Source organism: Pseudodesulfovibrio sp. S3 (genome assembly GCF_004025585.1).
GTDB lineage: Bacteria > Desulfobacterota > Desulfovibrionia > Desulfovibrionales > Desulfovibrionaceae > Pseudodesulfovibrio.
Genome location: NZ_QTZO01000011.1, coordinates 1 through 12,055, shown reverse-complemented (window position 1 = coordinate 12,055; position 12,055 = coordinate 1). Strand labels below are relative to the sequence as shown.

Annotated in this window: 12 protein-coding genes; 8 read left to right on the top strand and 4 right to left on the bottom strand. The window is 58.5% G+C overall.

Features of this window, described 5'->3' with window-relative positions:
* Positions 1 to 4 precede the first annotated feature (4 nt).
* The 6 genes from DWB63_RS12140 to DWB63_RS17530 all read left to right on the top strand — a co-directional run bounded on the left by DWB63_RS12140 (position 5) and on the right by DWB63_RS17530 (position 6,396).
* Entirely contained in the window at positions 5 to 325 is a 321-nt protein-coding gene (locus DWB63_RS12140) for a cytochrome c (RefSeq protein WP_128329110.1), read from the top strand.
* Positions 326 to 496: 171 nt separating this feature from the next.
* The gene (locus DWB63_RS12135) at positions 497 to 2,692 is read left to right on the top strand and encodes a molybdopterin-dependent oxidoreductase (RefSeq protein WP_241648835.1); all 2,196 of its coding nucleotides are present in this window, start codon (positions 497 to 499) and stop codon (positions 2,690 to 2,692) included.
* On the top strand, positions 2,692 to 3,432 hold the full coding sequence (locus DWB63_RS12130; RefSeq protein ID WP_128329108.1) for a 4Fe-4S dicluster domain-containing protein: 741 nt from the start codon (positions 2,692 to 2,694) through the stop codon (positions 3,430 to 3,432). The genes DWB63_RS12135 and DWB63_RS12130 overlap by 1 nt, the downstream gene beginning before the upstream one ends.
* Positions 3,425 to 4,156, top strand: a complete 732-nt coding sequence (locus DWB63_RS12125; RefSeq protein ID WP_128329107.1) for a cytochrome b/b6 domain-containing protein — start codon at positions 3,425 to 3,427, stop codon at positions 4,154 to 4,156. The genes DWB63_RS12130 and DWB63_RS12125 overlap by 8 nt, the downstream gene beginning before the upstream one ends.
* Positions 4,157 to 4,222: 66 nt before the next feature.
* On the top strand, positions 4,223 to 5,320 hold the full coding sequence (locus DWB63_RS12120) for a rhodanese-like domain-containing protein (RefSeq protein WP_128329106.1): 1,098 nt from the start codon (positions 4,223 to 4,225) through the stop codon (positions 5,318 to 5,320).
* A gap of 68 nt (positions 5,321 to 5,388) precedes the next feature.
* Positions 5,389 to 6,396: a rhodanese-like domain-containing protein gene (locus DWB63_RS17530; RefSeq protein ID WP_271121212.1), complete on the top strand. Its 1,008-nt coding sequence runs from the start codon at positions 5,389 to 5,391 to the stop codon at positions 6,394 to 6,396.
* Here DWB63_RS17530 and DWB63_RS12105 read toward each other — a convergent pair.
* Positions 6,393 to 7,010, bottom strand: a complete 618-nt coding sequence (locus tag DWB63_RS12105; protein ID WP_128329103.1) for a molecular chaperone TorD family protein — start codon at positions 7,008 to 7,010, stop codon at positions 6,393 to 6,395. The two genes, DWB63_RS17530 and DWB63_RS12105, sit on opposite strands and share 4 nt — an antisense overlap.
* 99 nt (positions 7,011 to 7,109) lie before the next feature.
* Between DWB63_RS12105 and DWB63_RS12100 the strand changes: the two genes are divergently transcribed.
* A complete protein-coding gene (locus DWB63_RS12100) occupies positions 7,110 to 7,403 on the top strand; it encodes a metal-sensitive transcriptional regulator (RefSeq protein WP_128329102.1) in 294 nt (97 codons plus the stop codon).
* Between the two features lie 24 nt (positions 7,404 to 7,427).
* The gene (locus tag DWB63_RS12095) at positions 7,428 to 7,685 is read left to right on the top strand and encodes a hypothetical protein (RefSeq protein WP_128329101.1); all 258 of its coding nucleotides are present in this window, start codon (positions 7,428 to 7,430) and stop codon (positions 7,683 to 7,685) included.
* 76 nt (positions 7,686 to 7,761) lie between these two features.
* On the opposite strand, the gene DWB63_RS12090 is transcribed toward DWB63_RS12095, so the two are convergent.
* The 3 genes from DWB63_RS12090 to DWB63_RS17485 all read right to left on the bottom strand — a co-directional run.
* Entirely contained in the window at positions 7,762 to 10,263 is a 2,502-nt protein-coding gene (locus DWB63_RS12090) for a transporter substrate-binding domain-containing protein (RefSeq protein ID WP_128329100.1), read from the bottom strand.
* 56 nt (positions 10,264 to 10,319) lie between these two features.
* The gene (gene era / locus DWB63_RS12085; RefSeq protein ID WP_128329099.1) at positions 10,320 to 11,228 is read right to left on the bottom strand and encodes a GTPase Era; all 909 of its coding nucleotides are present in this window, start codon (positions 11,226 to 11,228) and stop codon (positions 10,320 to 10,322) included.
* A 3-nt stretch (positions 11,229 to 11,231) separates the two neighbouring features.
* Positions 11,232 to 12,055: DnaJ family domain-containing protein (locus tag DWB63_RS17485; protein WP_241648834.1), on the bottom strand; the 824-nt coding region annotated here is incomplete at its 5' end.

Here is a 12,055-nt window from a genome sequence, read left to right as displayed (position 1 = left end):
GAGCATGAAAAGCAAGCTCGTCCTGGCCGTGGCAACGGCCCTGATTACCATTTTCGCTGTTTCCATGGCCTTTGCCATGGGTGGTGGCAATGCCCGCAAGGGCAAGTTCCTTTATCGCAAGAACTGCCGTTCCTGTCATGGCAGTTCCGCCAGCGACATAAGCCCGGCGGACAAGACCCAGGCCGAATGGACGGCTCTGTTCTCCGATACCGGCAAGATCAAGTGCAGCCCCGAGTGGACCATTTCCGAAGAGGATCTGAACGACATTTTTACCTACCTGCATGATTACGCCAAGGACTCGCCGTCCCCGGCAAAGTGCAGTTAGCATGATGCAATGGGGCCGCGCCGGCCACGTCGGCGCGGTCCTTCGCCTCCTGCGTGGGAAGTGGGAGGCAAAGACCATCAAGTGGCTTCTCCCAACGCTTCGAGCCGAGGGAAATAGGGCGGTGGAGAAGCGCTGACGTACGACTGACCAATGGATATCCGGAGGTATTCAGTGTCGAATTCAAAGCAAACCATGTCCCGTCGAGATTTTTTCCGGGCTTCCGGCCTTGTAGCCGCGGGGGCTTTGGGCGGTCCTGTCCTGCTCGGCGGTTTGAAGAAGGCCCATGCCGCCGCTGTGGTCGAGCCTGCCTGGGATTCCAGGTTTTCTGTCTGCGACATTTGCTTCAACAAGTGCGGTCTCATTGCCCATGTTGAAGACGGAGTCGTCAGGAAGCTCGATCCCAACCCCAAATTTCTGAAGTCGCGCGGTATGCTCTGCGCCCGCGGCAATGCGGGCATTGCCCAGGTCTATGACCCGGATCGCCTCAAGCATCCCCTGCTGAGAAAGGGTGCGCGCGGCGAAGGCAAGTGGCAGCGCATTCCCTGGGACGAGGCCATTGACATGGCCGCGCAGAAGATGGAGGAGACCCGCAGGAAATACACCTCCTGCGGCCAGCTTTTCTCTGCCGGAACCGACCTGCATTCACAGTTCGTGGGCCGGTTTGCCGAGGTCTACGGTTCGTTCAACGTCACTTCGCACGAGTCCCTGTGTCTGGTGTCCGGCAGTCGTGCCTTCCTGGACACGTTCGGGGAGGTTCCCTTTGCGGACGTGCTCAATTCCAAATATGTAATGATGGTCGGGGCCAACCGCTTCGAGGCCCTGGTCACCCCGGATTCCATAGACCTGATGACCGCCATTCGCGAGAACGGCTGCAAGCTGGTGACGCTCGATCCCCGTTACACCAAGACCGCGGCCCTGTCCCACGAGTGGTATCCGGTGCGTCCGGGCACGGACATGGCCTTCATGCTCGCCCTGGCTCACGTCATCATCAACGAACAACTTTTCGACCCCCGGTGGATCGAGGAAAAGACCTACGGCATGGAACAGCTCACCGAGCATGTTCAGCAGTACACCCCCGGCTTTGCCAGCGAGCAGTGCGGCATTCCGGCCGAGGATATCACCCGCATGGCCCGTGAACTGGCAGCCGCTGCTCCGGCGGCCATGGTCTATCCCGGCCGCCGCACCTCCGACTACGAGGACTCCACCCAGATTCGCCGCAGTTTTGCCATAGTCAACGGCCTGCTCGGCAACTGGGACAAGCCCGGCGGTTTGCTGGCGGCCCGTCAGGTGGGTCTCAAGGGTGTTTCCTATGATGCTCCCTGGTACGACGAGAACCAGGAGGATCGTATCGACGCCGAAAAGGTGCCCATGATGTTCGAGCACGAAGGCTCCTTCCTGGTCACCCGCGACTCGGTCTTGGCCGACGACCCCTACCCCATCCGGGGCTGGTTTATTTACAAGACCAACCCCATGGGCACGGCGCCCAACCGCAAGAAGACCATGGAGATGATGAACAAGATGGACTTCGTCACCGTGGTGGACATCGCCATGTCCGACACCGCCTGGATGGCCGACCTGGTCCTGCCCTCCCAGAGCTATCTGGAACGCACGGACCCGTGCTCCGGCTTGCAGGGTTCCGTGGCCTGCGCCTGCGTGGTCAAGCGCGATCCGGTCATTGAGCCGCTGTATGAATCCAAGCCGCTCTTCGAGATCATGAAGGGCATAGCCGGGAAGATGGATCTGGGCGAATACTTCGACTTCACCATCGAGGAATATCGCGAGAAGCAGACCCGCGATATCCCCGAGGCCCTGGGGGTCATGGACCGCGACGGCGTCTATTACAATCCGTCCAAGGTCTACGGCATCTACGATGGCCGAATCTACAAGACTTTGTCCAAGAAGGTGGAACTGTATAACCAGCGGTACGAGCAGATGGGTCTTGACCCGATGCCGGTCTATACGCCGCCCGTCAATCCGCCGAAGAATCAGTTCCGTATGGTCATCGGCCGCAACGCCATGGTCACCCAGACCTCCACGAACAACAATGCGCTCCTGCACGAGATGGTGCCCACCAACACCCTGTGGCTCAACACCGAGTCCGCACGGGAGCTGGGCATCGCCGACGGCGAGCTGGTCGAGGTGACCAGCCCTGTGGGCAGGCAGGAACTCAAGGCCGAGGTCACGGACAAGATTCGCAGCGACACGGTGTTCATGCTCTCGGGTTTCAACACCCTGTCCACCATGCAGCATCTGTCCCATGGCAACGGCGCGTCCATCAACGAACTACTGGACGATGATTACGACGTTGTCACCGGCAATGCGTCCATGCATACGACATTTGTTACGGTAACAAGGAAGGTGGCGTAATGGCTCAACAATTCGCCATGGTCATCGATGCGGCCAAGTGCATCGACTGCAAGGGGTGCGTGGCTTCCTGCAAGGTGGCCAATGATGTGCCCGAAGGCCAGTTCCGCAACTGGATCAAACAGACCGGCGAACCGGCGGTTCCCGGAAAATCCGACGGCAGGGCCAGGTTCCAGCCCGGAGCCTGTATGCATTGCGAACGGCCCACCTGCGTGGAGGCCTGTCCCACAGGTGCCACCTACAAGGACCCGGAGACCGGTATCGTGGTCATTGACGAAACCCTGTGCATCGGCTGCGGCAACTGTATTCCGGCCTGTCCCTACGATGCCCGTTTTCGCAACACGGTTTCGCGCAAGGCGGACAAGTGCAATTACTGTCCCGAACGCCGGGCAGCAGGCCTTCAGCCCGCGTGCGTGGACACCTGTCCGACCAAGGCGCGCGTGTTCGGAGACATCAACGACCCTGCGAGTGCGGCGGGTATCCTGTATAATGCGAACAAGGCGCGGCTGACCCGCGTGGCCGCCAGGACAGACACCAAGCCCAACATGTATTATATCGGCGACCCCGGACCGGGCGAGTGGGGCCGCGAGGCCGTGGTGCCCGCGTCCATGGTGGCCATGAAGGAGTCCGCTCCGTTCATCAAGGGCATTGTGGCCCTGTCCGGCCTGGGCGTACTCGCCATGCTCGGTCGTCAGTTGCTGGTCGGTTCGAGCGATGATCACAAGGAGGACACAGATGCCTAACACGCTCTTCAAACGGCATGACAAGTCCGATATCTTCATTCACTGGTTCAATGCGGCCTGCTGGCTGCTGCTCCTGCTCACCGGCGTGGGCTTGATCCGGAATCCTGCCATCGATCCGTTCGGTTCGGGGTATCCCGAGGCCATGCGTTCCCTGGTGGGCGGCGGCGGAAACCTGCTGACCATCCATGAGGGCATCGGGATCGTCTGGATATTGGGGTTCCTGTTCTATTTGCTGGTCAACTTCAGGGGAGCGAGGTTCTTCCTGGCCGAGGTCTTTGCAGTCAGTCCGGCCCGCGACATGGCCTGGCTGCTCAAGAAGATGGTCCTGATGACCCTGGGTCCCAAGGCCTTGAAAATGGTCGGCATGGACCCGGAGTTGCCTGACCAGGGATACTACAACATGGGTCAGAAGGCATTTGCCCAGGCATCCGTGGTGGGCGGTGTCGTCATTGCCGTCACCGGCGTGATCATGTACCTGTCCGACCGCACTTTCGGGGCCGAGGCCACCGGCATGGTCGGCTGGTCCGTGGCCCTGCACTTCATCAGCGTGGGCCTGGTTTTTGCGGGCCTGCTGGTGCATATCTACATGGCGGCCATTTCGCCGGAGGAACGGCCCGGCTTCAAGTCCATGTTCACCGGCGTGGTCCCCGGGAATTACGCCAAGCATCATCATCGTCTGTGGTGGAACAAGGTCAAGTCCGAGGGTGAGCAAGTCTCGGAATAGGATAGAAAAGAGGGTCCTGTCTCAACCGGCAGGAAGGGAAAAAATCCTTTAGGTAGGGAGTGTGTTATGTACAAGAGAATGTTTGCCGTTGCCATGATGCTGGTCTTCGCCGTGGTGGCGATGGGCGGCGTGGCCGTGGCCGAAGAGGCCAAGAAGCCCGTGTTCAAGGAGTTCCACTCCATTGTTGATTACAAGTTCGTGGCCAAGTATGCCAAGATGCCCCAGCCCAAGGGCGTGATGATCGTCGACTCCAGGCCCTACAAGCCCAAGTATGTCGATGGGTACATTCCTACAGCAGTGTCCATTCCGACCAGCCAGTTCGACAAGATGGTCGACCAGCTGCCTGCCAAGAAGGACGATCTGCTGATCTTCTATTGCGGCGGATTCGATTGCCCCCTGTCTCACAAGTCCGCGTATGCGGCCGAGGCCCTGGGGTATACCAACGTCAAGGTCTATGCCGCCGGTTTCCCGGATTTCAAGAAGAACGCACCTTACTATTCCATCGGTCTCGAGAACCTGAACGCCAGGATTTCCGCCGGTGAAAAGTACATGCTCATCGACGCCCGTCCGTACAAGAAGTTCCTGGACGGGGCCATCCCGTCCGCCATCGGTATTCCCGAGAAGGATTTTGCGGACAAGCGCGGCCTGCTGCCCATCGACAAGGTGGAGACCACCCTGGTCTACTACTGCGGCGGATATGCCTGTGCCCTGTCCCACAAGTCTGCAATCAAGGCCCGTTACCTCGGCTACAAGAATGTCGTGGTCGCCGAATCCGGATACCCCGGCTGGAAGGAGATGTTCGGCGGCGCCGACACCGCGGTCAAGGCCGGGGAAGCTGAAGGCGCGGTGGACACCGAGTGGTTCCTGAAGACCATCAAGGAAAACCCGGAGGCCATCCTGCTCATCGACGTGCGCGACCCCGAGGAGTACGCCGCAGGGCACTTTCCGTCCGCCATCAACATGCCGGTCAACATGGTTGAGAAGAAGGCCGGCGAAATTCCGACCGACAGGCCCATCGTCTTTTCCTGTGCCACCGGAGCCAGGGCCGGCGAGGCGTTCTACCTGTTCAAGGATCTTCGTCCCGACGTCAAGGATGTCTTCTATCTCGAAGCCACCAACGCCTTCGGCGAAGACAACAGCTACGAGGTTCATCCCAACAAGTAGGGGATGATCGAAATAGCCGGAACCCGTTCCGGCAGGCCGTCACGATACTACAAAGGCGGGGAGTGCATATGCCAAGAACATATTCCTATGTTGCATGTCTGCTCCTCGCCTTGTGCTTTGTGGGCTTCCGGCCCGCATGGGCGGATGAAAACGAGGCATGGTGGTCCTCTGCCAAGGCCGAGGCGGAGCGTGAGGGGTATGCCCTGCTGGACGACGCGGGGCTCAAGGCGCTCATCGAGAGCGGCGGGGACATGGTCCTGCTCGATGCGCGGGCCGATTATGAGTTCGCGGCCGGGCATATTCCGAAAGCCGTCAACCTGGAATTCGACCTGGGCGACAACATGGACCTGCCACAGGCCAAGGGCCAGGCCCTGGAAGCCCTGACCGGCGACAAGAAGCGGGCCTTGGTCATCTATTGCCGGAGCTTCAGGTGACTGCGCAGCTCCATTGCGGCGCGCTGGGCAGTGCGTCTCGGTTATTCACGGGTATACCGATATCCGGCAGGGTTCCACGGCTGGAAGGCGCGGTATCCCGATCTCGTGGTCGGAGTGAAGGAAGAAAAGCATATCCTGACCGTGGGGGATTCGTTCCCAACCTGTCGGGTGGCGGTGTTGAACGGGGACGAGGACCGGGCATACCTGGACCTGCCCGAAGGGACCAGGTTCCTGCAACTCTCGGAATTGAAGGCCCGGTTCCTGCTTATCCAGCTCTACAACACCCTGTGCAGCGATTGCGTGGCCGAAACCAAGAAGCTGACGCGGTTTTTCAAGCAGGTGGAGGCGGACCCGGTGCTGGCCGGGCGGCTCAAGATCATCGGCCTTGGGGTCTACGATTCCAACAGGGCCGTGGTCAGCTTCAGGAAACATTACGATGTGGCCTACCCTCTGTTCTCGGACAAGGGCGGACAGATTTTCGAGTGCCTGGGCCAGGCAGAACTGCCGTTGGCCTATCTGGTGCGCGCCGAAGGCGACGGCACCTGGACCATAGAACTGATCAAGCGCGGGTATTTCGAGCCGGACGAGCGGTTCCTGAGCGTGCTCCGTGCAGCCGTTGTCAAGGCCGAGGGGACTGACTAGGTCTTGACCAGGGCTTCGAGCATGACCACGGCGATGTCCGCCGTGTGCAGGAAAACAGGGTGCGGATCGGCTGCGGCCACGGCGTTGCGGAAACGGCGCACCCAGGGCAGCATGACCGTTGAGGCGAAATCAATACCCCGGCCGGCACGGGAAGCGTCCCGGAACCATTCTTCGGAGAGCAGGAAGAAAAGGTATTCGAGTTCGATGGTCAGGTGGTCGGGCGGTTCGTTGGAAGGCAGGGAAATTTCAAGGCCAGCTTCATCGAGGCGGGACTGCATGTCCAGGGCGCTTTGGCCCATGGTTCGGGGTTGCGTGTCCTGGTGGCAGGACTGGTAGAGCGGGGCGGGGACGCCGCCCGGACACGCAATGAACAGGCGGACATATTCGGTCTCCAGGGGCGAGAATCCCCCGGTCCGGCGACAGTCCGACAGGGCTTTTGCGAGTCCCCGGACAGGAGCGGCCGGGAAGCCGGGAATTCCCTGGACACGGTCGAGGAGTTCAGGCAATCCAGAGTCTGCCATTTTTGACCATGTGTCTGCATCGGGTCCGCGAAAGACGGTGACGCACAGCTCCACGAGGTTGAGCAGGAAGGTCTTGGTGTCGGAAACAGTCATGGATGAACCTCCGTAGGTGCAATGGGAAATACCCTACGACAGTAAGGTAAAGAATGTTGCAGGGCAACGGGAACATGGTGAGATAGCAAGGAGAGCATGATGGACGAGACGACAACCATGGAAGAAGAGGCGATCAAGAAAAACGTCCTGTCCCGTATGAAACGGATTGAAGGTCAGGTCCGTGGTATACAGGGCATGATCGAGGCGGGCAAGGAATGTGAAGACATACTGGTTCAGGTCAAGGCCGTCCGGTCGGCACTTCAGTCGGCCAACAAGCTGATCCTGAAACGGTATTTGCTCAGGTGTTATGCCGAATCCATTGAGGCGGGCCATGATGCGAAGGAATCCCTGAATAAGTTTATCAATGTCGTGACCGGTTTTATTGAAGGTTAGTTGATTGAAATATATGGAGTCTAAATGAAAAAACTGTTTTTTGTCCTGATCCTGGTCTGCTTCATGTGTCAGCCTGTGGCGGCACAGACCAATTACAATGTCTGTTTCTTCTCCCTGGATGCCGACGTGGATGGCTGCATGTCCAAGAGTGAATTCCTGGTGGCCTTTTCCGATGGAGACACTTCTGTCTTTGAACAGGCCGATGCCGACAAGAATGGCGATGTGACCCATGAGGAATGGGAAGCCTATAAGGCAGGGCAGGGATTCGACGAAGGCCATTAGTCCCGATGGCAGACAGGAAAAGGCCGCTGTTCCAATGCCGGAACAGCGGCCTTTTCCTGTCTATCGGCACGGGTGATCACGTTCCGAGCAGTTTGTCCAGACAGGCCTTCAATTTTTCCAGGCTGATGGGTTTGGACAGGTAATCGTCCATTCCCGCCTTGATGAACGCTTCCCGGTCCCCGGACATGGCATGGGCCGTAAGTGCGATTATGGGAATGTACCTGACTTTACGGAACTTGTGCAGGGTGCGGATGGCGTGGGTGGCCTCGATGCCGTTCATGACGGGCATTTGGATGTCCATGAGAATCAGGTCGAACTCCTCCGACAGGAGCGTGTTCAGGGCGATTTCTCCGTTGTAGGCTGTAACCGGGGTATGGCCGATCCGTTCCACGAATTTTGAGAGGGCTATCTGGTTGATCCGTTCATCCTCCACGACCAGGATGCGCTTTGAGCGGTCGTCAGTGCTGACGATGCGTTGTCCCTGATGGGTGTCGGGCAGGCCGTTGTCGGCGATGCGGAAGGCGGCGCTGAAATGGACCGTGGTGCCCTGCCCCACCTCACTCTCGATGCTGATGTGCCCCTTCATCAGGTCGGCCAGTCGTTTTACGATGTGCAGTCCGAGGCCGGTTCCCTGGAATTTCCGGTTGTAAGCGCCGTCCACTTGGATGAACGCGCCGAAGACCTTGTCGACGAAATCGTCAGGTACGCCGATGCCGGTATCGATCACGGAAAAAAGCAGTCGGCAGAGGCCGGATTTGTCTTGGGCCACCTTGGAGACCTCCAAGGTGACCGATCCGGTTTCCGTGAATTTGATGGCGTTGCCAATCAGGTTGAAAAGCACCTGCCGAAGCCGGGCCGGATCGCCGATCATGTATTCGGGAATGTCTTCCGCGACCAGCATGTTGAGCGTGATGCCTTTGTCCTCAGCCGTTCTGTTGAAGGTGTCGTGCACGGACTTTATGAGATCCCTGGGACGGATCACCACGGGCGAAAGTTTCAATTTCCCGGCCTCTACCTTGGATAGATCCAGAATATCGGAGATAAGCTGCGTCAGGTTCCTGCAGGAAAACAGGGCGGTCTCCACATAATCCCTTTGGGTGGGGTTGAGCTCATCCAAGGCCATGAGTTGCAGCATTCCCATGGCTCCGTTGAGGGGCGTCCTGAGTTCGTGGCTCATGTTGGCCAGGAATTCGCTCTTGGCCAGACTGGCGGTTTCAGCTTTCTCCTTGGCTTGGCGCAGCTCCCTTTCTCTGAGCTTGCGTTCGGTGATGTCCTGTATGGCACCGAATCTCTTGATGGGGATGCCGTCGGGAGAGAATTCGTGGGTGTAGCAGTAGGTGGCATGGCGGTATTCATCCTGGCCATGCGGCTTGAATCGGAATTCACCGGTGTGGTGGGGGCTCTCGGGCGTGAGCAGGTTGATGGCCAGCAAGTACGCCTCGCGGTCATCCGGGTGGATGATGTTGACGAAGGAGCCTATGGGCGGGGCCTGTTTGTCTACGGGAAATCCCAGAAGCTTGTGAAGTCCTTCGGACCAGTGGCCCACTCCTGTTAATAGATCGCGTTCGAAACTGCCGATGGTTGTCAGTGCCTGTGCCCGGTTGAGGCGCGTCTCGCTGGCTTTTTGACGCTCCAGCGCTTGCTGGCGTGCGGTCATCGTTTCCTTGAGTTCGCGATTGAGTGAGTCCAATGATCGGTAACGCCAGAAGGCAAAAGCCATGGCAGTCGAGATCAGGGCGGCAAGTCCTCCGATGGCGATCTTGCCGCTGCTCCAGAAGGGCTGCGGCCGAACCCACCATTTTTGATATATGCGTTGAAAGGTGGGAGAACCGACAAAGGAGTCCAGCGCGGAGTCCAGCTTTTGGCCCAGCAATACATCCTCTTTTCGCAGCAGGTATCCGCGCTTGAGTTCCATGAGCGGCTGCCCTACCTGTGCGATCCTGTCGTCCAGGGAGACGGCCTGGGCCATTTTCCAGACCACCGGAGCCGGGGCCACGAGGATGTCCGTCTTGCCTGACAGCAGGCTGAGCAGGGCTTCATCCAGGGTTGCATATGGTGTGAGAGGCACCGAACCCGCTTTGCTGAGCATGGACTGGGCCGCGCTTGACATCAAGACGGCAGTCCGGTTGTCGGGCAGGTCGTCGATGCCGTGGATGTTGCTGTCCTTGCGGACAAAACAGGAAACCGGAGTGGTTTCGAAGACGCTGGTGAACTGGAATTCCTTTTGGCGGGCCGGTGAAATGCCGATGCCTGGGATGACGTCGGCCTTGCCTGTGCGGATGGCGTCGAGGGCTTCTTCCCAACTTTTGACCACCAACAGATCGTAGTCAAGGCCGGCTAGCTCGGTTACCTTGGAGAAGACATCCAGAGCGAACCCGTCGGGCAGGCCGTACTTGTCCATGGCATAGAGCGGAGAGAAGTCGGCCAGAACCACGGCGGTCAGGGAGTTGCCGGTATGTTCGGCAAAAGCGGGTCGCAAGATAAGAATCGCTGTAAACAGGACGATGGCGGCCAACGGACCGGCAAGCATACGGGGCGCATGCCCCGTAGACTTGAGGATGCATGCTGTTATGCTCACCACGACACCATGCCAGAATGTGAAAATCTTACAAGTGCGTTATTATATACAGTCGGCTATTCGCCCAAGCCAAGCGCTCGCAGGAAGCCTGGGTCCTCGGTCCACCCTTCGCGTACCTTGACCCACATCTCCAAATGCACCTTTCTGCCTGTCAATTCGGCGATGTCTATTCTGGCCTGGGTGCCGATCTGTTTCAGGTTCGCGCCCTGTTTGCCGATGATCATGCCCTTGTGGCTCTTGCGCGAGGTGTAGATGACCGCGTTGATGATGATCATGTCCTTGCGCGACTCTTCATCCCATTGCTCGATTTCCACGGCCGTTGAGTATGGAAGCTCCTGCTGGAGGGAGAAGAACAGTTTTTCCCGGATGATTTCCGAGGCCATGAAGCGCATGGGGACCGTGGAGATTTGGTCTTCCGGGAACATCTGGGGTCCTTCGGGGGTGAAGGCGAGGATGCGCTCCAGGAGTTTGTCCGTTCCTTTGCCACGCAAGGCGGATACCGGGATGTATTCGGCATCGGGCCACAGTTCGGCGATACGGGCCATGAAGGGCAGGAGCTGGTCCTTTTCCTTGACCCGATCGATCTTGTTCACGGCCACCAGCACGGGCCGGTTTGCCTCACTGACGGGCTTGACCAGCGGTGCTATTTCCTTGTCCAGCAGATGAGGTTTGGAGCAGTAGAGCGCCGCGTCGAGGAGGACCACCACTGCGTCGGCAGAGGCAAGGGCGTTCCATGCCGACTCCAGCAGGAAGCGGTTCATCTTGCCGCGCAGCCTGTGGATGCCGGGTGTGTCCAGAAAGACCAGTTGGGCATCGTCAGTGGTCAGGATGCCGCTGATCCGGTTGCGGGTGGTCTGCGGTTTGGGTGATACGATGGCCACCTTTTGCCCCAGATAGGTGTTCATCAGGGTGGATTTTCCCGCATTGGGCGGTCCGATCAGGGCGATCATTCCAAATTTGTGCATATATTACTCTTTGTTGTCGTGTTGCATTGGTTTATTGAATCGTTCTTCGGCGATCCGGACTTTTTCCACGATGCGCCGGTAGTATTCGTCCGAGCTGTCCAGATTCACCGGGCGGTTCCTCTGTTCATTCATCTTCATGATCATGACGTTCAGTTTTTGTATCTGGAGATACCGCTCCCGTTCGTCCTTCATATAGGCCAAAAGGTCAATGGTGCGTATGATTTCCTTTTCTTCAGCGATATCCGCCGGGATATAGCCCGAGCTTCTCAGCACACGATAGGCCATGCGCAGGTCAGCGGGCAGATTCTCGGCTTCGTCGGGCGGCAGCGGTTTGCCCTTACCCTCAAGGTTGTCGAATTTACCCTCGCGCTGGGCGCGTTTGATATGCTCCTCGGCAATCAATTGCGTGACGTTGAACATGGGGGCAATTTCCCACACCGCCGTCGGTGTGTCAAAGGGTGGTTCGCTTCGGGCAGCGGGCTGACGTTGCACTGGCTTTCGCTTTGGGCAGCGGGCCTGAAGAAATAAGGAAGGCCGCCCAGGGGGGCGGCTTCTTCTTTTGGGATGTGCGCCTTTGGCGCGGGAGGCATTGTTTGGGGCTTGCCGCCCCAAAGGCATTCCATGTCCTTCTTCGCGGATGTGTGCGTGTTCCCCTTTCAGCAAGTCTGAAGAAGAGCCGTCGCTCATCGCTCCTCCATGTTTTTTTTCTGCCCTCCCGGCGGGGTTCTTTTTTGGCTGAGCCGCCCCAAAAAAGAACCAAAAAAATGCGGCATTGGATTTTGGCCGCCCGGTGATCGGCGGCAAGAAGCTGATCGATTCGGGGTGGC

Bases quoted from the DNA above. Each gene is read 5' to 3' on its own strand.
- DWB63_RS12140 (WP_128329110.1), top strand. From the start codon at position 5: ATGAAAAGCAAGCTCGTCCTGGCCGTGGCAACGGCCCTGATTACCATT.
- DWB63_RS12130 (WP_128329108.1), top strand. From the start codon at position 2,692: ATGGCTCAACAATTCGCCATGGTCATCGATGCGGCCAAGTGCATCGAC.
- DWB63_RS12125 (WP_128329107.1), top strand. From the start codon at position 3,425: ATGCCTAACACGCTCTTCAAACGGCATGACAAGTCCGATATCTTCATT.
- DWB63_RS12120 (WP_128329106.1), top strand. From the start codon at position 4,223: ATGTACAAGAGAATGTTTGCCGTTGCCATGATGCTGGTCTTCGCCGTG.
- DWB63_RS12105 (WP_128329103.1), bottom strand. From the start codon at position 7,010: ATGACTGTTTCCGACACCAAGACCTTCCTGCTCAACCTCGTGGAGCTG.
- DWB63_RS12100 (WP_128329102.1), top strand. From the start codon at position 7,110: ATGGACGAGACGACAACCATGGAAGAAGAGGCGATCAAGAAAAACGTC.
- DWB63_RS12095 (WP_128329101.1), top strand. From the start codon at position 7,428: ATGAAAAAACTGTTTTTTGTCCTGATCCTGGTCTGCTTCATGTGTCAG.
- era (WP_128329099.1), bottom strand. From the start codon at position 11,228: ATGCACAAATTTGGAATGATCGCCCTGATCGGACCGCCCAATGCGGGA.